Source organism: Cupriavidus basilensis (genome assembly GCF_000876015.1).
GTDB classification, from domain to species: domain Bacteria; phylum Pseudomonadota; class Gammaproteobacteria; order Burkholderiales; family Burkholderiaceae; genus Cupriavidus; species Cupriavidus basilensis_B.
In genome coordinates this window covers 630,954-650,157 of record NZ_BBQM01000012.1, presented here as the reverse complement: position 1 = coordinate 650,157, position 19,204 = coordinate 630,954, and the positions used below count along the sequence as shown (strand labels likewise).

14 protein-coding genes are annotated in these 19,204 nt (G+C 72.2%); 6 read left to right on the top strand and 8 right to left on the bottom strand.

Annotation, left to right across the window (positions count from 1 at the left end):
- Positions 1 to 32 precede the first annotated feature (32 nt).
- The 4 genes from metC to KF708C_RS10635 form a co-directional block, all read right to left on the bottom strand.
- Positions 33 to 1,253, bottom strand: coding sequence for a cystathionine beta-lyase (gene metC / locus KF708C_RS10650; protein ID WP_059411738.1), 1,221 nt, complete (start codon positions 1,251 to 1,253; stop codon positions 33 to 35).
- Positions 1,254 to 1,262: 9 nt separating this feature from the next.
- Positions 1,263 to 2,258 (bottom strand): Bug family tripartite tricarboxylate transporter substrate binding protein, encoded by a 996-nt coding sequence (locus KF708C_RS10645; RefSeq protein WP_020203380.1) that lies wholly within the window; start codon positions 2,256 to 2,258, stop codon positions 1,263 to 1,265.
- 77 nt (positions 2,259 to 2,335) lie between these two features.
- The gene (locus tag KF708C_RS10640) at positions 2,336 to 3,949 is read right to left on the bottom strand and encodes a rhodanese-like domain-containing protein (RefSeq protein WP_059411737.1); all 1,614 of its coding nucleotides are present in this window, start codon (positions 3,947 to 3,949) and stop codon (positions 2,336 to 2,338) included.
- 150 nt (positions 3,950 to 4,099) lie between these two features.
- Positions 4,100 to 4,687 (bottom strand): cysteine dioxygenase family protein, encoded by a 588-nt coding sequence (locus tag KF708C_RS10635; protein ID WP_059411736.1) that lies wholly within the window; start codon positions 4,685 to 4,687, stop codon positions 4,100 to 4,102.
- A gap of 137 nt (positions 4,688 to 4,824) precedes the next feature.
- Here KF708C_RS10635 and KF708C_RS10630 point away from each other — a divergent pair, with 137 nt between their 5' ends.
- Positions 4,825 to 5,688, top strand: a complete 864-nt coding sequence (locus tag KF708C_RS10630; protein ID WP_020206541.1) for a LysR substrate-binding domain-containing protein — start codon at positions 4,825 to 4,827, stop codon at positions 5,686 to 5,688.
- Between the two features lie 13 nt (positions 5,689 to 5,701).
- Here the strand turns inward: KF708C_RS10630 and KF708C_RS10625 are convergent, their stop codons facing one another.
- On the bottom strand, positions 5,702 to 7,258 hold the full coding sequence (locus KF708C_RS10625) for a methyl-accepting chemotaxis protein (protein WP_059411735.1): 1,557 nt from the start codon (positions 7,256 to 7,258) through the stop codon (positions 5,702 to 5,704).
- A 320-nt stretch (positions 7,259 to 7,578) separates the two neighbouring features.
- Between KF708C_RS10625 and KF708C_RS10620 the strand changes: the two genes are divergently transcribed.
- Positions 7,579 to 10,626, top strand: coding sequence for a transglycosylase domain-containing protein (locus KF708C_RS10620; protein WP_231586432.1), 3,048 nt, complete (start codon positions 7,579 to 7,581; stop codon positions 10,624 to 10,626).
- Between the two features lie 15 nt (positions 10,627 to 10,641).
- Here KF708C_RS10620 and KF708C_RS10615 read toward each other — a convergent pair whose 3' ends face one another.
- Both KF708C_RS10615 and KF708C_RS10610 read right to left on the bottom strand, forming a co-directional pair.
- The gene (locus KF708C_RS10615; protein ID WP_020206545.1) at positions 10,642 to 10,821 is read right to left on the bottom strand and encodes a hypothetical protein; all 180 of its coding nucleotides are present in this window, start codon (positions 10,819 to 10,821) and stop codon (positions 10,642 to 10,644) included.
- Positions 10,822 to 10,963: 142 nt separating this feature from the next.
- Positions 10,964 to 12,097: a DUF1275 domain-containing transporter gene (locus KF708C_RS10610; protein WP_059411733.1), complete on the bottom strand. Its 1,134-nt coding sequence runs from the start codon at positions 12,095 to 12,097 to the stop codon at positions 10,964 to 10,966.
- A 325-nt stretch (positions 12,098 to 12,422) separates the two neighbouring features.
- Between KF708C_RS10610 and KF708C_RS10605 the strand changes: the two genes are divergently transcribed.
- Positions 12,423 to 13,307 (top strand): GntR family transcriptional regulator, encoded by an 885-nt coding sequence (locus KF708C_RS10605; RefSeq protein ID WP_059411732.1) that lies wholly within the window; start codon positions 12,423 to 12,425, stop codon positions 13,305 to 13,307.
- 294 nt (positions 13,308 to 13,601) lie between these two features.
- Positions 13,602 to 14,900: an aspartate aminotransferase family protein gene (locus tag KF708C_RS10600; RefSeq protein WP_059411731.1), complete on the top strand. Its 1,299-nt coding sequence runs from the start codon at positions 13,602 to 13,604 to the stop codon at positions 14,898 to 14,900.
- 19 nt (positions 14,901 to 14,919) lie between these two features.
- Here the strand turns inward: KF708C_RS10600 and KF708C_RS10595 are convergent, their stop codons facing one another.
- Positions 14,920 to 17,493 carry a sensor domain-containing protein gene (locus KF708C_RS10595; protein WP_082079504.1) on the bottom strand — a complete coding sequence of 858 codons (2,574 nt, stop codon included), beginning with the start codon at positions 17,491 to 17,493 and terminating at the stop codon, positions 14,920 to 14,922.
- A 261-nt stretch (positions 17,494 to 17,754) separates the two neighbouring features.
- Here KF708C_RS10595 and KF708C_RS10590 point away from each other — a divergent pair, with 261 nt between their 5' ends.
- Together KF708C_RS10590 and KF708C_RS10585 are read left to right on the top strand one after the other, a co-directional pair.
- Positions 17,755 to 18,591, top strand: a complete 837-nt coding sequence (locus KF708C_RS10590) for a universal stress protein (RefSeq protein WP_059411730.1) — start codon at positions 17,755 to 17,757, stop codon at positions 18,589 to 18,591.
- 169 nt (positions 18,592 to 18,760) lie between these two features.
- Positions 18,761 to 19,195, top strand: coding sequence for a YeeE/YedE family protein (locus KF708C_RS10585; protein ID WP_059411729.1), 435 nt, complete (start codon positions 18,761 to 18,763; stop codon positions 19,193 to 19,195).
- Positions 19,196 to 19,204 lie beyond the last annotated feature (9 nt).

Genomic DNA, 19,204 nt, shown 5'->3' with positions numbered 1-19,204 from the left:
TGCATGCAATGCTAGCACATGGGCGGCGCGTGTCACTGGTGCTGTTCGCCGCCGCCGTCGCTGTCGATGCCGTATGCGGCCATCCGCGCCATCGCCTCGAAGCCCCGCGCGAGGTCCGCGATCAGGTCGTCGCTGTCTTCCAGCCCGATATGCAGCCGCACCACCTGCCCGCGCGCCGACCAGTCGGTCACGCTGCGCGCGCCGCGCATGTCGGCGAGCACCGCCAGGCTTTCGAAGCCGCCCCACGAGGCGCCGATGCCGAACAGCGCGAGGTGGTCGATGAAGTGCCCGGCGGCGCCCGGCGCGGCCTCGCGCAGCGCGAACGACAGCAGCCCGTTGGTGCCGTGGCAGTCGCGCCGCCACAGCGCGTGGCCAGGGTCGCCGGGCAGGGCGGGGCAGAACACCTCGGCCACCTCGGCGCGCGCCTGCAGCCAGCGCGCCACCACGAGCGCGCCGCGCTCGTGCTGGGCCATGCGCGCGCCGAGCGTGCGCATGCCGCGCTGGACCAGGTAGGCGTCGTCCGGACTGACGGCGATGCCGAAGGCGTCGGCCACGCCGGCCAGCGCGGGCCACGCGGCCTCGGTGGCGCAGACCGTGCCCATCATCACGTCGGAATGGCCGGACAGGTATTTGGTGGCGGCCATCAGCGAGATGTCGGCGCCGAGCGCCAGCGGGCGGTAGAGCAGGCCCGAGCCCCAGGTGTTGTCGGCGGCGACCAGCGCGCCGTGGCGGTGGGCGATGCCGGCGATGGCGGGCAGGTCGCACATCTCGTAGGCCAGCGAGCCGGGCGTTTCCACGTAGACCAGCCGCGTCTCGGGCCGCAGCCGGGCTTGCAGGTCGTGCCCGTCGCCGGCGTAGAAACCGGCCGCGATGCCGTGCTGGGCGAGAAAACCCGTGGCCAGCCTGCGCACCGGCTCGTAGACGCAGTCGGGCAGCAGCACGTGCTGGCCCGGGCGCAGGCAGGCCAGCAGGGTCATGGCCGCGGCGGACAGGCCGGTTGGAAACAGGCGCGTGCGGTAGCCGCCCTCGAGTTCCGTGACCATGTCTTCGAGCGCGAAGGCGGTCGGGGTGCCGCGCGCGCCGTAGGTAAACAGGCGCTCGCTGCCGCGCCGGCCGCGCATCTCGCGCATCTGCGCGGTGGAATCGAACAGCACCGTGCTGGCGCGTACCAGCGGCGGATTGACGGGCCGGCCGCCGTCCACGGCGGTGGCGCGGCCGCCGTGGACGAGGCGGGTCAGGGGGCGGTGTGTCATCGTCGGGCCTCAGTCCACGTGCGCGCCGGACAGCTTGACGATCTGCGACCAGCGCGCGATGTCGCCTTTGAGCTGGGCCGCGAACGCATCGGGCTTGCTGGCCACCACGTCGCTGCCGCCGTCGTTGATGAGCTTGACCACCTCCGGCATCTGCAGCACCTGCACGATGGCGCGGTTGAGCAGGGCGATGCGCTCGGGCGAGGTGCCGGCCGGCACGAACACGCCGTACCAGTCCTCGAAGCGGGCATTGCGGTAGCCGAGCTCTTCCAGCGTCGGCACCTTGGCGAACACGCCCAGCCGGCGCGGGCTGGTGACGGCCAGCGCGCGCATGCGCCCGCCCTGGATGAAGCCCGCCACCGACGAGGTGGAGGTGATCAGCACGTCCACCTGGTGGCCCAGCAGGTCATTGATGGCCGGGCCTGCGCCTTTGTAGGGCACGTGCTGCAGGGCGACGCCGCTGTCCTTGTCCAGCACCACGCCGACCAGGTGCGAGAGCGTGCCGTTGCCGGGCGTGGCGAAGGTGATCTTGTGCGGCTGGGCCCTGGCCTGCGCGGCCAGTTCGGCAAAGCTCTGCCACGGCGCGTTGGCGGCCACCACGATGGCCAGCGGCGCGGCGTTGATCTGCGTGACCGGCGCGAACTGCTTCACCGGGTCGAAGCCGGGCGCGCTGTAGAGCGAGGGGTTGACCGCCATCACGGAGACCTGCGAGGTCAGCAGGGTATAGCCGTCCGGCTTGGACTCGGCCACGAAGCGCGTGCCGATATTGCCGCCGGCGCCGCCGCGGTTGTCGGTCACGGCGGTCTGCCCCAGCACCTCGCCCAGGTGGGTGGCGACGATGCGCGTGACGGCATCGTTGCCGCCACCGGCCGGGAACGGCGAGACGATGCGCAGCGGCTGGGCCGGAAAGCCGCCGACGGGCGCGAGCGGCTGGGCCGCCGCGAGGCCGGCGCACAGCACGGCGGTGGCGGCGAGGGCGCCGGCGAGGACTTGCGTGGGGCGAGACATGGGGACCTCCTTTTCTGGCTTTGGGCGTGGAGCGATGTCTGAAGCGAACAAGCAAAAACGCGACCCGGCGCGGCGGATCAGGCGAAGCGGAAAGTGGCCAGCTCCTGCTCGTCGAGCTGGCCGATCAGGTTGGTCTCCCACGCCAGGTAGCGGCGGGCGGCCTCCTTGTTGCCGTCGTGGCGGTCGTGCACGAAGAACAGGAAATCGATGCAGCGCGCGTCGGGCAGCACCGCCGCGCTGGCATCGTCGGCAAGCGCCAGGCCGGCGGCCTGCCACGCCCGCATGCCGCCGTCGAGCAGGCTGACGTCGCCGAAGCCGAGCGCGGCCAGCTCGGCCGCGGCGAGCAGGGCCAAGCCGTCTTCGTCGCCGATCAGCGCCAGCGGCATGTCGCGCGGCACGCCGGCCAGGTCGCGCGCCAGCACCGGGCGGATCGACCAGCGGCTGCCGGGCACGTGGCCGGCGCGGTAGGCCATGCTGGGGCGCACGTCGAGCGCCAGCAGCCGGCCCGCCGCCAGCCCCGCGGCGAGGTCGCGCGCGCCGACGCGCGGCAGCGCGCCGGCCGGCGCGCGCGGGCCGGCGGACGCGGCAAGCCCCGCCGCCAGCGCGGCGCCGAGCCCGCCCTCGAGCACCACCGCGTCGTGTCCCATCTGGCGCAGCCAGCTTGCCGCCACCGGGGCGCGCACGCCGTCGGCGTCGATCAGCACCAGCCGCGCGCGGCGCACGCCGACGTACTGGTCGGTGGCCTGGACCAGCTGGCCGCCCGGCGTGTTCTGCGCGCCCGGCACCGAGCCGGCGGCGAATTCCTCGGGCGTGCGCACGTCGCACAGGTAGGTGGTGCGCGCGGGGTCGCGCAGCCAGCCATCGACCTCGCCGGCGCCGGCGTGCGGCACCGCGAAGCGCGTGGCCAGCGCGCGGGCCGCGGCGCGCGCCTCTGCCAGCCCCGCCGGCGCGGCATTGTCCGGATAGCGCCGCGTGCCGCCGTGCTCCAGCGCGAAGTCGTTCAGGTACCAGCCCTGCGTGCCGTTTTCCAGCGCGAACACCGGGTTGGGCACGCCGAGGTTGATCAGCGTCTGGGCGCCGATGATGCTGCGCGTGCGCCCGGCGCAGTTGATGACGACCGGCGTGGCGGGGTCGGGCACGAGGTCGCGCAGCCGGTAGGCCAGCTCGCCGTTGGGGCAGCAGACGGCGCCGGGGATGTTCATCTTGCGGAATTCGCTCGCGGGCCGCCCGTCCAGCACCACCGGCGGGCGCTCGCCGGCCAGCATCGCGGCCAGCTCCGGCGCCGACACGCGCGGCGTGCCGTAGTGATGTTCGGCCAGCTCGCCGAAGGTCTTGGAAGGCACGTTGACGCCCGCGAACAGCGCATGGCCGGCGGCCTGCCAGGCCGGCACGCCGCCGTCGAGCACGAACACGGCCGCATAGCCCAGCCCGGCCAGCGCCCGCGCGGCGCGCGCCGCCACGCCGTCGCCGTCGTCGGCCAGCACGATGCGCGCGGCCGCGTTGGGCGCCAGGCGGCCGATCTCGAGCTCGAGCCGGCTGTATGGCAGCGGCACGGCGTGGAAGGGATGGCCTTCGCCATACTGGCCGTGCTCGCGGACGTCGAGCAGGGCGATTTCGCCGGGGCCGTGCAGCCAGGCCTTGAGCGTGGCGGGATCGACCAGGGCGGGATGAGCGGAAAGTGGCTGGGGCATGCGGTTGGTCCAGGCAAGAAGGGGGCCTGCCTCGTGGCCGCGCGAGCGCGGGAGGCAAGGGGAAATGCGTCGTAACGGGAAAAGCGGGGAAAGCGGGAAGCCCCGGGGCGGGCCGGCGCGACGGCCCGGCCCGGTGCCGCCCGGCGGCGGTCAGCGGCGCGTCTTGACGCCCACGTTCATGATCTGGCAGCGGCCGGTTTCGAGGTCGAAGGACAGGCGCTCGGTCAGGGTCTCCAGCGCGCGGCCGTACATGTGCAGGTGGCGGATCACGCTGTCGCCGCGGATCTCCACCGAATGGATGTCTTCGGGCAGCAGCGCGATGCCGCTGCCCGGCCCGACCTCCACCGTGCGCGCGTGCGCCAGCGTGCCCACGCCCGGCTGGCTGCCGTCGTCGGTGCGCAGGTAGACGTCGTTGAACTCGGTGCCGACCACGCCGGCCACGCAGGCCCAGGTGGTGTGGTTGTGCGGCGGGATGCGCTTGCCGGGCCGCATCACGTTCAGGTACAGCGCGAAGGTCTGGTCGGCGTCTTCGGCGATCAGGTAGCGGGCCTGGCGCTCGCCGTCCTCGGGCGGCGCGAACTCGTCCTGCGCCCACAGTTGCGGCTGGGCCGCCAGTTGCTTGACCTGGCCCAGCACGGCGTCCAGCGAAGCGCGGGTGACGCCGCCGGCGGCGACGATGTCCTTGATGGAACGGATGGCGTCCCCAACGGCTTGCTGGCGTTGTTGTGCGATCGACATATCTCTAGAATCCTTGCTCAGTCTTATGGTTCTCGGGTTTGCGGGGCGCTCGGAGGCGTTGTCTGGCCTCACTTTAATGAACCTTGCCGGCCAAAACCACTTAATCACCGATAAAAACACTTAAGCAAGTCTGATGAATGCGTAATCTCGACCTCGACCTGCTGCGCACGCTGGTGGCCATTGCCGACCGCGGCACCTTCGGCGCCGCCGCCGAGCACCTGCACCGCACGCAGTCCGCCGTGACCCAGCAGATGCAACGCCTCGAGGAGCAGGTGGCGCTGCCGCTGTTCGAGCGGCAGGGGCGCGGCAAGCAGCTCACGCGGCACGGCAACAAGCTGGTGGAGTACGCGCGCCAGTTGCTGGGCCTGAACGACGAGGCGCTGCGCGTGCTGCGCGAAGGCGACCTGACCGGCTCGCTGCGCATCGGCGCGCCGCACGACGTGGCCGACACCATCCTGCCGCCGCTGCTGTCGCACATCGCGCGGGCGTCGCCGGCGCTGCGGCTGGAGATCCACGTGGGGCGCAGCCCGTTCCTGATGGAGTCGCTGCGGCGCGGCGAGATCGACCTGACGGTCTCCACGCGCGAGGACGCCAGCCTGGACGGGCTGGTGCTGCGCACCTCGCCCACGATCTGGGTGTGCGCGGCGGATTTCGCCTACGAGGCGGGCAGCCCGGTGCCGCTGATCCTGGCCGACGAGCCCAGCCTGTTCCGCCGGCTGGCGCTGGAAGCGCTCAAGGAAGCCGGCGTGCCGTGGCGCTCGGCCTACCTGGCGCCGAGCCTGATCGGCATCAAGGCGGCGATCCGCGCCGGGCTGGGCATCACCGCGCGCAGCATCGACCTGCTCGGCGCGGACATGCGCGTGCTGGGCGACAAGGACGGCCTGCCGCGCCTGCCGGACGTGACCTACTACCTGTGGGCGCGGCCCAACGCCGCCAACCCGGTGGCGCGCCAGGTGTTCTCGATGCTCAAGACCACCTTGCAGCGCGGGCTGGCGGCGTAGCCGGGCAGGGGGCTCACGCGGCCGGCGCCAGCCGGAACGCGCCCACCGCCTCGGCCAGCTGGCGCGCCTGCGTCTCCAGCGAACCGGCCGCCGCCGCGGCCTGCTCGACCAGCGCGGCGTTCTGCTGGGTGACTTCCTCCATCTGCGTCACCGCGCGGCTGACCTGCACGATGCCCGCGCTCTGCTCCAGCGAGGCGGCCGAGATGTCCTCTACGATGCGGGCCACGCGCTGCACGGCCTCGACCGCCTCGTTCATGGTGTGGCCGGCCTGCGCCACCAGCGCGTTGCCGGCGGCGACCTTGTTGGCCGAGTCGTCGATCAGGTTCTTGATCTCGCGCGCGGCCTGCGCGCTGCGCTGCGCCAGCGCGCGCACCTCGCCCGCCACCACCGCGAAGCCGCGCCCGGTCTCGCCGGCGCGCGCCGCTTCCACGGCGGCGTTGAGCGCCAGGATGTTGGTCTGGAAGGCAATGCCGTCGATCACGCCGATGATGTCGGCGATACGCTGCGAACTGCTGCTGATGTCGCCCATCGTCTGCACCACGCCGCGCACGTCGTCGCCGCCGCGCGTGGCCAGCCGGGCCGCCTCGGCGGCCAGCGCGCTGGCCTGGCGCGCGCTTTCGGTGTTGTTGCCCACGGTGGAGGTCAACTGCTCCATGCTGGCCGCGGTCTGCTCGAGCGAGGCGGACTGCTGCTCGGTGCGGCCGGACAGGTCGGCGTTGCCCGCGGCGATCTCGCGCGCGCCGATGTTGACCGAGTCCGAGCTGGCGCGCACCTGGCTGACGGTGCGCGTGAGCGCCGCCTGCATGCGCGCCACGGCGCCCAGCACGCGGCCGACTTCGTTGCCGCTGGCGGTTTCGGCGCGCTGCGTGAGGTCGCCCTCGGCCACGCGGTCGAGATGCTCGGCGGCGGCGGCCAGCGGCGCCACCACGAAGGTGCGCAGGCCCAGGTGCACGGCCACGATCAGCGCCAGCGAGGCACTGATGCCCACCGCCACCAGCTTCACCACCAGGCGGTAGCGCGTGCCGCTGGTCTCGGTCTCGTGCAGCGAGAGCGCGCTGGCCTGCTGCTGGAATTGTTCCAGCGCGGTGGAGAAGTCCGCGCCCGAGCGCGTGATGTCCTGGTCGTTGATGGCCGCGTAGGCGGCCGGGTCGCCGGCGCGCAGCGCGGCCGCGGCGCGCTCGATGGCGCCGGCGTGTTGCTGGGCGGCCTGCGCGAGCTGGCGGCGCTGGCCGTCGGCCTCGCCGTCCTGCGCGGGCGCGGCGGCGAAGCGCTGCATCCGTTGCGCCGCGCTGCCCAGCGACTTGGCCGCCGCCGCCAGCGCGTCGGCATTGACGCCGCCGCCGCCTTCGCGCGCGGAGGCGTAGGCGCGCGAAAGCGCGGCGCGGGCGCGCGTCATGTCCTTGTAGGCGTCATTGAGCAGCAGGGTGCTGGCCGAGAGTTGCTGTACGCGCACCGTGGCCTGGTTGGCGGCGCCGAGCGCGAACACGCCGACTACCGCGCCGAATACGATCATCAATGCAAACGTCACCAGAATGGCCAGCAGGGCAATGCGTACGCTCAGGTTTTTCATCTTCGCGGCAGTTATGAAATTGGGATGTCTACGCTAACGGACTGTCGGGCCCGGACTTGACGCGCGCGGCGCCGGATATTGAGCAAGATCAAATCCCGGCCCGGGCCATCGCCGCCTTCCGCGTCCAGGCGCCCGGCGCGCGGCCGGCGGCCATGATGCTGCACGCGCACTTTGTGCGTCAGGCCGCATTAGTCTAGGGTATACGTTGTGACGGAGGCGCCCGATTGGTGCCATCGTTGCCAGCAGGCGGCCAGTGCTGGCCGACGCGCCGGGCATGCCCCGGTTTCCTTGCGGGACGGACCTGAAAGCGGACCTGAATCGTGCGACGACGTCTCTGGCCCAGGCTCGTGATGCTGGCCCTGCTGGTGGGGGGCGGCTATGTCCTGTACGCGGTCGTGGCCGAGGAGCTGTCCACCTCGCGCCTGCAGGCCCGCTACTTCTCGGCGCGCGTCAGGGACGCGGGCTACGCCGACGCGGCCGGGCCCAGCGACCGCATCCGCTTCCCCGACGACGGCCCCTACGACCTGCGCTTCGGCTACAGCCGCCTGCCGCAGTTCACCGAACTGCTGGAGGCGCGCGGCTACAGGCGCGAGCGCCAGGCGCGCTGGTCCGCCCGCCTGCTGGAGATCACCGATTCCGGCCTGTTCGCGCCCTACCGCGAGAAGACCCGGGCCGGCCTGGCGCTGCTCGACTGCAACGACCAGCCCTTCGGCGCGGCGCCGGCGCCGGACCGCGCCTACGCCGGCTTCCGGGACATCCCGGCGGTGCTGGTGAATGCCTTGCTCTACATCGAGAACCGCGACCTGCTCGATCCCGAGTTCCCCACCCGCAACCCCGCGCTCGACGTGCGCCGCTTCACGCGCGCGGCGATGGACCAGGGCGTGCGCCTGTTCAACGACCGCCACGAGGCGCCCGGCGGCAGCACGCTGGCCACGCAGATCGAGAAGTACCGCCATTCGCGCGCCGGGCGCACCGGCTCGCCGCACGAGAAGCTCCGGCAGATGGCGAGCGCGTCCATGCGGGCCTATCTCGACGGGCCGGACACCATCGGCGCGCGCCAGCGCATCCTGCTCGACTACCTGAACACGGTGCCGCTGTCGGCGCGCGCCGGCGTGGGCGAGATCAACGGCCTGGGCGACGGGCTGTGGGCCTGGTACGGCCAGGACTTCGGCGAAGCCAACCGCCTACTGGGCGCGGCCGGCATGGGGCCGGGGCCGGGCAGGGGCCCGCTGCCGGGCGAGCAGGGCGCCACCCAGGCGCGCGTGTTCAAGGAGGCGCTGTCGCTGATCATCGCGCAGCGCGGGCCGTCGCATTTCCTGCGGCGCGACACCGCCGCGCTGGCGGCGCTGACCGACAGCTACCTCCGCCTGCTGGCCGCCGCCGGCGCCATCCCGCCGTGGCTGCGCGACGCCGCGCTGGCCCAGCCGCTCAGGCTGCGCGGCGAGGACGCCGGCGCGCAGGACCGCCCGGAGATCTCCTTCGTCTCGCGCAAGGCCATCAGCGGCGTGCGCACCGACCTGCTGCGCTATCTCGGCCTGGGCAGCAGCTACGAGCTCGACCGCCTCGACCTGACCGCCCACAGCACCATCGACACCGGGCTGCAGCGCGTCGTCACCGATGCGCTGCTCAAGGCCGGTACGCGCGACGGCGCCCGCGCCACCGGGCTGTACGGCCGCAACCTGCTGCGCGACGGCGACGACCCCGGCCGGCTGGCGATCAGCTTCACGCTGTACGAGCGCGCCGGCGGCGCCAACCTGCTGCGCGTGCAGGCCGACAACCTCGACCTGCCGTTCGACCTCAACCGCGGCGCGCGCCTCAACCTGGGCTCCACCGCCAAGCTGCGCACGCTGGTGACTTACCTGGAAATCCTCTCCGAGCTGCACGAGGCGTTCTCCGCCATGACGCCCGCGCAGCTCAAGGCGGTCACGCCGCCCAGGCTCGACGCGCTCAGCCTGTGGGCGCAGAACTACCTGCTGACGCAGCCCGACAAGAGCCTGCGCGCGATGCTGGAGGCGGCCATGCTGCGCAAGTACTCCGGCGGCGCGGGCGAGGCCTTCTTCACCGGCGGCGGCCTGCAGACCTTCTCCAACTTCGAGCGCTGGGAAAACCTGAAGATCATGCCGGTGCGCGAGGCCTTCGAGCATTCGGTCAACCTGGTGTTCGTGCGCCTGATGCGCGACATCGTGCGCTACGAAACCTACCGGCTGCACCCGGACGCCGACGCATGGCTCAACAACCCGGTCGCGCCCCAGCGCCGCGCCTACCTGGTGCGCTTCGCCGACCAGGAAGGCAGCGACTACCTGCGCGCGTTCTACGGCAAGTACCGCGGCAAGACCTGGCCGGAGCGGTTCCGGCGCGCGCTGGAGAACCGGCGCTTTAGCCAGGTCGGGCTGGCGGTCACGCTGCGCAGCATCGAGCCGGACATGGACCTGGAACAGTTCGCCAGGATCATGCGCGCCACGCTGCCGAAGATCGCCAAGGCGCCGCTGACCGACGAAGCGCTGGCCAGGATGTACGGCAAGTACGGCCCGCGCAGCTTCAACCTGAACGACCGCGGCTACCTCGCGCGCGTGCATCCGCTGGAACTGTGGCTGCTGGACTACCTGCGCCAGCACCCCGACGCCAGCCTGGACGAGGTCCTGCGCGACAGCACCGCGCAGCGCCAGGAGGTCTACGCATGGCTGTTCAAGACCCGCAACCCGGGCGGGCAGACCCGGCGCATCCGCGGCCAGCTCGAGCGCCAGGCCTTCGGCGAGATCGCGCGGCGCTGGCAGCGGCTGGGCTATCCGTTCGGCGCGATCACGCCGTCCTACGCCTCGGCCATCGGCGCGGCGGGCGACCGCCCGGCGGCGCTGGCGGAGCTGGTCGGCATCATCCAGAACGGCGGCGTGCGCGAGCAGGCCACCGCGCTGCGCCGCCTGGACTTTGCCGAGGGCACGCCGTATGCCACGGTGTTCGGGCTGGACATGCACGGCAAGCGCCTGCTGAGCGAGGACCTGGCGCAGGTGGTGCGCGCCGCGCTGGTGGGGGTGGTGAACTCGGGCACGGCCGGGTCGCTGCGTTCGGCGCTGGCGGGCAGCGGCATCGTCGCCGGCGGCAAGACCGGCACCGGCGACCACCGCTACGAGGTCTACGGGCCGGGCGGCCGGCTGATTTCGTCGCGCGTGGTCAGCCGCTCGGCGACCTTCGTGTTCTTTCTCGGCGAGCGCTATTTCGGCAACGTCACCGCCTACGTGCAGGAGCCCTACGCGGCGCGCTACGCCTTCACCAGCGCCTTGTCGGTGCAGTTGCTCAAGTCGCTGGCGCCGGCGCTGCTGCCGCTGGCGCGCGACGGCGGCGCGCGCGTGCCGCTGGCCTGCCAGCACTGAACCGCCGGGGCGGGCTCAGTCCCAGCAGTGGCGCAGGGCGCTGTAGCGGTCTTCGGAGTCGCGCGCTTCGCGCTCGTATTCGGCGATGACCTGCAAGGTGGCGCGCTGGAGCAGGGACCCGGCGGTCAGCAGGGCCGCCAGATCGCGCAGGCCCTGCAGGCAGGTCACGGTGGGAATGTCGGCTTCTTGCTGCATGATGCGTTGCTGGCTCGGGACAGGCGGCTCGTGCCGCTCGATGATTCGAGTGTAGTGAGCCGCCGGGCGCCCGAATGCAAGGCAATGTGTCCGCGCCAACCTTTTGCCGGCCTTTTCGTGCCGGGGCCGGAGAGCCGTCACATCATGGCCGGCCGAAGTGGCGGGCAAGCAGCGCGCCGGTCAGCACGGTGACGCAGATCCACAACATCACGATCACCACCGCGGCGATCCGGCTGCGCGGGCGTTGCGCGGCGGCCACGGCGGCCGCGCGGTATTCGCGCATCAGCTCGGGCGGCACCATCCGCACCGCCAGCAGCACGCCCAGCGGCACCAGCACCACGTCGTCGAGATAGCCCAGCACGGGGATGAAATCCGGGATCAGGTCGAGCGGCGACAGCGCGTAGCCCGCCACCAGCAGCGCCACCACCTTGGCATACCAGGGCGTGCGCGGGTCGCGCGCGGCCAGCCACAGCGCATGTACGTCGCGCAGCACTTCGCGCGCCCAGACGCGGCAGCGCACCACCGCGCGCCGCAGGTGGCCGCGCACGTCGTCGGCCACCGGCACCACCGCCAGCGCCAGCAGCAGCGCCGCCAGCGCCAGCGTGGCGCTGAAGCCCAGGTGCTTGAACCCCAGCGCGCCGATCACGCCGCCGCCGAAGAACAGCCCCACCAGCGTGGCCAGCATGCGCAGCCGGGAGCGGTTGGCCAGCACCACCGGCTTGCCGGCGACGGCGCCGGTGGCGTTCCAGTAGAACAGCTTGCCGAGCTCGATGCCGATGTCGGTCACCATGCCGGTGACGTGGGTGGTGCGGATCTCGGCATTGGAGATCTTGGTGATCATGGCGTTCTGCAGGCCCATGATGAAGCACAGCACGATCACGGTGGCGGTGCCGAGCGCCCAGCGGTGCATCTCCAGGTTGCCGCCCATCAGGCCGAAGCACAGCAGCAGCACGGCCTCCAGCAGCAGCGGCAGCGCGTATTCGCTGTGCAGGTCCTCGCGCCGCGCCCAGTTGATCAGCACGGCCGAGGTGGCGGCGCCGGCCAGGAAGGACAGCAGCGCGCCCAGCCCCTCCAGGAACAGCCCGGCCTCGCCGAGCGCGAGATGGTCGGCCATCGCGGAGACGATGCCGCTCATGTGCGAGGTGTATTGCTGGACCGCGAGATAACCGCCGGCGTTGGCGGCGCCGGCGACGAAACTGAGGTAGCAGGCGAGCTGCCGGTTGGCTTGCGGACTGCGCTGGCGCCCGGCGAGGCTGCGCAGGTAGGGGATGGGCATGGCGACGGATTCCGTGAGCGGCCGTGGGTGGAGCAAGGTGCAATGGATGGAATGGTAATCCACGCGGCGCCGTGCCCGCGGCCGGCGGCCCGCCCGGCACGCTTGCATGACGCGCGGCGAGGCCCGCGCGGGGCGCCGGACCGGCGCTTTCCTGGGCCGGCATGCGGCGAGATGGATATGTACTAGATTGTTTTAAAATACAACAAGGCTGCCGGCAATATTTGCGCGCGCCCGGCTTCGGGGCTACCATCGCGGCTCTCGTCCGGCCGCGCCGCTTGCGCGCCGGCACGGCTTGCGCCACCGGCGCCACCCGATCCCACTGCCCATGCCCGCTTCCAGCAAACCGGCCTCGCCGCTGCAGATCGACCTCGCGCGCCGCATCGCGCGGCAGGTGGCCGAGGGCGAGCTGGCGCCCGGCGCGCACCTCGCCGAGGAAACCCTGGCGAGCCATTTCGCGGTGTCGCGCACGCCGGTGCGGGCGGCGCTGCGGCTGCTGGCCGGGCACGGCCTGATCCGCTACCGCGCCAATAGCGGCTATTTCGTCGAGGCGCCGGCGCACGGCGCCGCGGTGCCGGACTTCGGCGAGTCCGGCATGGGCGGCGACGAGCTGTACCGCCAGCTGGTGGACGGCCGCGCCGGCAAGCAGCTGCCCGACACGCTGACCGAGAAGGAGCTGCTGCGCGCCTATCCGGTGTCGCGCAGCCTGCTGGCCAAGACCCTGACGCGCATGGCGGCGGACGGCCTGATCGAGAAGCGCGCCGGCCACGGCTGGCGCTTCCTGCCGTCGCTGGAAACGCCCGAGGCGCTGGCCGAGAGCTACCGCTTCCGCATGATCGTGGAATGCGGGGCCTTGCTGGAGCCGGCCTTCGAGGCCGACAAGGCGCAGGTCGCGCGCTGCCGCAAGGCCTACGAGCAGGTCATCGCGGACGGCGGCGCGAGCCTGTCGCCGGCCGGGTTCTTCGCGCTGAACACGTCGTTCCACGAGATGCTGGCGCGCTTTTCCGGCAACCGCTTCATCGTGCAGGCGGTGCAGCAGCAGACCCAGTTGCGCCGGCTGGAGGAGCACGCCGCGTTCTACCGCGAGATCGACCTCGTCGAAGCCTGCCGCGAGCACCTGCAGATCCTCGACGCGCTGGAACTGGGCGACCGCGAATGGGCGGCCGCGCTGATGCGCCGGCACCTGCTGAACGCGCGCGCCTACAGCAACTGAGCGGCCGCGCCGCCGCTTGTCACTCCGCTTTTCACGCCGCCTCCCTTCCTCCGAACGCATCGCAATGCGCGGCCGTGCCGGGCGCGGTGCGGCTATGCGCGCGCCTGTCCCGCGGGCATGGGCCGTATTCGCGCAATATTGTACTTTGTTCATATTTAGTACAAAATGGCCGGGACCGTGCCTTACCGCAACGCCACTTCGACGAGCCCCGCCATGACCGCCCACAGCGTATTGCCCGCTTCTGACTCCGCTTCCGCTTCCATTTCTGTCTCCGACGCCGATCCCGCCGCCGCGATGGCCGCGTACTGGATGCCGTTCACGTCCAACCGCCGCTTCAAGCAGCAGCCGCAACCGCAGATGTTCTCGGGCGCCGACGGCATGTACTACCTGCGCCCGGACGGCAGCCGCGTGCTCGACGGCATGGCCGGGCTGTGGTGCGTCAACGCCGGGCACCGCCGCCCGGAGATCGTCGAGGCCATCGCGCGCACGGCCCACGAGCTGGACTACGCGCCGTCGTTCCAGATGAGCCACCCGCTGGCCTTCGCGTTCGCCGAGGCGCTGGTGGCCGAGGCGCCGGCCGGCCTGTCCAACGTGTTCTTTTCCAATTCCGGGTCGGAGGCGGTGGATTCGGCGCTCAAGATCGCGCTGGCCTATCACCGCGCGCGCGGCGAGCCGCAGCGGGTGCGCCTGATCGGGCGCGAGCGCGCCTATCACGGCGTGGGTTTCGGCGGGCTGTCGGTGTCGGGCATCGCCGGCCACCGCAAGCCGTTCGGCAACCTGCTGCCGTGGGTGGACCACCTGCCGCACACCTACGACCGCGCGGCGATGGCGTTCTCGCGCGGGCAGCCGGCGTGGGGCGCGCACCTCGCGGACGAGCTGGAGCGCCTGGTCGCGCTGCACGACGCATCCACCATCGCCGCCGTGATCGTCGAGCCGGTGTCCGGCTCCACCGGCGTGCTGGTGCCGCCCGTGGGCTACCTGCAGCGCCTGCGCGAGATCTGCGACAGGCACGGCATCCTGCTGATCTTCGACGAGGTCATCACCGGTTTCGGCCGCGTGGGCGCGCCGTTCGCCGCGCAGGCCTTCGGCGTGGCGCCGGACCTGATGACCAGCGCCAAGGGCCTGACCAACGGCGCGGTGCCGATGGGCGCGACGCTGGTGGGCGGCCATGTGTACGAGGCCCTCATGCAGGGCGCGCCGGGCAGCATCGAGCTGCCGCACGGATACACCTATTCGGGTCATCCGCTGGCCTGCGCGGCCGGGCTGGCGGCGCTGGACATCTACCGCCGCGAGGGGCTGTTTACGCGCGCCAACGACCTGGCGCGGCAATGGGCCGACGCGGCGCACGGCCTGCGCGGCCTGCCGCACGTGGCGGACGTGCGCAATATCGGCCTGCTGGCGGCCATCGAGCTGGAGCCGCTGCCGGGCCAGCCCGGCCAGCGCGGTCATGCGGCGCACCTGGCCTGCCTGGCGCGCGGCTGCCTGATCCGCGCGGCGGGCGACACGATGGTGCTGTCGCCGCCGCTGGTCATCGCGCCGGCGCAGATCGACACGCTGTTCGGCACGCTGGCGGAGGTGTTGCGCGCATCGTGACGCGGGCCGCCGCGCCGGCCTAGCGCAGCGAGTGGTTGGGCTGCGGGGCCGCGCGCTCGGCCGGGTGCTGCGACTTCATCCACTGCGCCGCGGCGTCGGCATCGAGCGGGCGCGAGAACAGGTAGCCCTGGCCCATGTGGCAGCCCTGCGAGAGCAGGAACTGGCGCTGGGCGTCGTTTTCCACGCCTTCGGCCACCACCGCGAGCTTCAGGCTGTCGCCGATGCGGATCACGGCGCTGGCCAGTTCGCGCGCGGCGGCGTCGCTCTCCAGGTCGATCACGAAACTCTTGTCGAGCTTGAGCTGGTGCACCGGCAACTGGCGCAGGTAGCCCAGGCTCGAATAGCCGGTGCCGAAATCGTCCATCGACAGGCGCACGCCCTGCGCGTGGATCGCGGCGACGGTGGCGGCGATGCCGGCATCGTCCTCCATCAGCAGGCCTTCGGTCATCTCCAGCACCAGCGCGTGGGCGGGCAGGCCGTGGCGCGAGAGCGTCTCGGCCACGTCGGTGGCCAGCGCCGGGTCGCGGAAGCTGCCCGGCGAGATGTTGACGGAGATGGTCGGCACCGGGATGCCCTCGTGGCGCCAGGCGGCCAGCTGCGCGCACGCGCGCTCGAGCACCCAGCGGTCCAGCGTGCCGATCAGGCCGGCGTCCTCGGCCAGCGGCACGAAGCGGTCGGGCGGCACCTTGCCGAAATGCGGGTGGTGCCAGCGCACCAGCACTTCCAGCCCGTACAGGCGCCCGTCGCGCAGGAACACCTGCGGCTGGAAGTTGAGGTGGAGTTCCTCGTTGAGCAGCGCGTCGCGCAGCGCCGACTCCAGCGCCAGGCGCTCCTGCGCGGCCCAGTTCATCTCGATGCTGAAGAGGCGGAACAGGTTGCGCCCGGCCGCCTTGGCGTCGTACATGGCCATCTCGGCGCAGTGCAGCAGGTAGTCCAGCGTGTCGCCGTCCGACGGGAACAGGCTGATGCCGATGCTGGCCGAGGGCGCGATGCTGGCGTGGTCGATGCGCAGCGGCTGGCGCATCGCCACCAGCAGGCGCTGGCCGGTGGCGATGGTGCGGGTGCGGTCGGCGCCGGGCAGCACCAGCGCGAACTCGTCGCCCGACAGGCGTGCCACCAGCGCGCTCTCGCCGGCGTGGGCGACCAGGCGCTTGGCCACCTCGCGCAGCATCTTGTCGCCGCCGCTGTGGCCGAGCGAGTCGTTGATGTACTTGAAGCGGTCCAGGTCGACGAACAGCACGCTCAGCGCGGCGCCGGCCTGGCGCGCCGCCAGCAGCAGCTTGCCGGCCTGGCGCTGCAGCTGGCTGCGGTTGGGCAGGCCGGTGAGGGAGTCGTAGTGGTCGAGCTGCTGGATGCGCTCGGCGGCGTCGTCGCGTTCGAAGGCCAGCTTGCACAGCCAGGCGCAGACTTCCACCACCTGCTGGTGGAAGGCGTCGGGCTCGCGCACGCTGCGGAAATAGAAGGCCAGCGTGGCCAGCACGCGGCCGTCGCCGGCCTTGATCGGGTACGACCAGCAGGCCGCCAGGCCCAGCGGCAGGGCCAGGTGGCGGAAGTCCGCCCAGCGCGGGTCGGTGGCGATGTCGCTGACCACCACCGGCTCGCCCAGCCAGGCGGCGGTGCCGCAGGAGCCCACCGCGGCCCCGACCGGCACGCCGTCGAGCGCCGCCGAGTACTCGGGCGGCAGCGCCGGCGCGGCCAGCGGGCGCAAGCGCCGCTCGCTGTCCACGCGCAGCACGGAGGCGACCACCGAGGGCGCCACGCGCTGCACTTCCTGGCAGATCAGCTCCATCACCGCCGGCAGCGGCTGATCCATCACCATCGCGTGCAGCACCTTGCGCTGGAGCAGCTCGTAGGTTTTCTTCTGCGTGATGTCGGACAGGATGACGATGCCGTGGTGGTGCCCACCCACCGTGCTGACCAGGTGGCGCACCGTGACCGACACCCACAGCGGGCTGTTGCCGCGCGCGTAGATCAGCGCCTCGTGGCGCTCCACCGCGGGCGCGGCGCGCTGTGCCTGCGGGCGCCGCATGGCGGCGGGGTCGGTGAACTCGCCGGCCAGCACGTCGGCGGGCGTGCGGCCGAACATGTCGCTCGGCGCGTAGCCGAGCAGGCGCGTCAGGCCGGCGTTGACATAGACGATGCGCCAGTCGGTATCCACCACCAGCACCGCGCTGTCGATCTCGTCGGCGATCACCGACAGCAGCGGATGGTCGTCGCGGCCGACGCCGGCGCCGTCCGGCACCTTGACCAGCAGGGTGCGCAGCGCGGCGCCGCCCGGCGTGGCGACGGCTTCGGCCAGGAAGCCGAAGCGCCGTCCGCCGTCCGGGCGCAGCACCTGCACCGCCGGCAGCAGCTCGCCATGCTCGCCGGCGGGCTGCGGGCCGGCGCCGGGCAGCGGCTGCACCAGCGTGTCGACGTGCCGGCCGAGCACCTGCGTGCGGCAGGCGCCGCAGAGCGTCTCGGCCGCCGCGTTCAGGAAGATCACCTGGCCATCCGCGTCCACCACGAAGACGGCATCGGTGGCCTGTTCGAGCGAATTGCGGAATAGCAGATGGGGGTCGGCTATGCCGAGCGCTTTGTCTCTGTCTGGCATGGGTGAGGTAAACGTCGCTAACGACCGATAATGCCTGCCCGCCCCGACGGGGCCCTGCGTGACAATGACTCGGCTCTGGCATTGCTATCGGCATGGCGGCCCCGATCCTGAAGTTATTTTTTCGGCGCTCACCGGGCGCGCGCCGGCGGGGCTGCCAAGGCACGCCCGGGCTTGGCATAATTGCGGCGCGGCCATTCGCCGCCTTTGCTGACTGTTCTTCCACCGTTTTTCCACCGTCCTCTGCCCGGAGCCCGAGACATCATGGAATTCAAGACCCTGCTGGTCGAACTTGGCCCGGACCCGGGCTGCGCCGACCGGGTCCGCCTGGCGGCGGAGCTGGCGCGGCACAGTGCCGCCCACGTCACCGGCGTGACCGCGACCGGCACGCGCCTGGAGCCGTTCCGCGGTGCCGGCGACGACGCCGGCCGCTACGCCGAGCTGGCCCGGCGCCAGTTGCTGGCCCAGGCCGCGGCGGCCAGCGCCGATTTCCACCGCGTCATGCAGGAAACCGCGCCGGAGCTGGGCTGCAACCATCGCCTGATCGAGGAAGAGCCGGGCTGGGCGCTGGCCCGGGAAGGGCGGCTGGCAGACCTGATCGTGCTGGCCCGGCTGCCGGGGCTGGAGTCGCTGCCGGTGCTGGTGGCGCAGACTCCCGAATACGTGATGCTGGAGGCGGGCCGGCCGGTGCTGCTGGTGCCGCCGGGCGTGCGCCGGCTGGACTGCGGGCACGTCGCCATCGCCTGGGACGGCGGCCGCGAGGCCGCCCGCGCGGTGGCCGACGCCATGCCGCTGCTGCGCCGGGCCGCGCGCGTGAGCGTGATCAGCGCGCCGGGCGCCGACAGCGGCGCGCCCGAGCCGCATGCCGCGCCGGCCGCGCTGTGCGAGCACCTCGCGCGCCACGGCATCGTGGCCGCCATCCATGCCGCGCCGGGCGGCCAGCGGCCCGGGCCGCTGCTGCTGGGCGCGGTGCGCGAGCTGCGGGCCGACCTGCTGGTCGCGGGCGGCTACGGACACGCGCGCCTGCGCGAGCTGGTCACGGGCGGCACCACGCGCACGCTGATGCGGCAAGCAGAGATTCCTGTGCTGATGTCGCATTGACTATCCCATCGACTATCCCATCGACTATCCCATCGACTACCGCATTGACTACCGCATCGACTATCCCGTCGACCGCGGCATCGACCGTCGCATCGGCGCCGGGCGGCGCGCGGCCGGCGGCACCGGCACCATCCGCGGCACGGCGGGCCGGGAACCCCACAAGACCATCATGACAATCGACTGGACGCATTTCACGCCGCTGCCGGCACTGGCCGGCGGCCTGCTGATCGGGCTGGCCGCGGCGCTGTTCATCCTCCTCAACGGGCGCATCGCCGGCATCAGCGGCATCGTCGGCGGCCTGTTGCGCCCGGCGCGCGGGGACGTGGCCTGGCGGCTCGCCTTCGTGGCCGGGCTGGTGGCGGCGCCGTTGTGCTGGCGCCTGTTCGCGGCGCTGCCGGAGATCCGCATCGAGGCCGGCACCGGCGTGCTGGCCGTGGCCGGGCTGCTGGTCGGGCTGGGCACGCGCTACGGCTCGGGCTGCACCAGCGGGCATGGCGTGTGCGGGCTGTCGCGGCTGTCGCCGCGCTCGCTGGTGGCCACGCTGGCCTTCATGGCCACCGGCTTTGCCACGGTCTATGTGGTCCGCCATCTGGTCGGGGCTTGAGATGGCCAC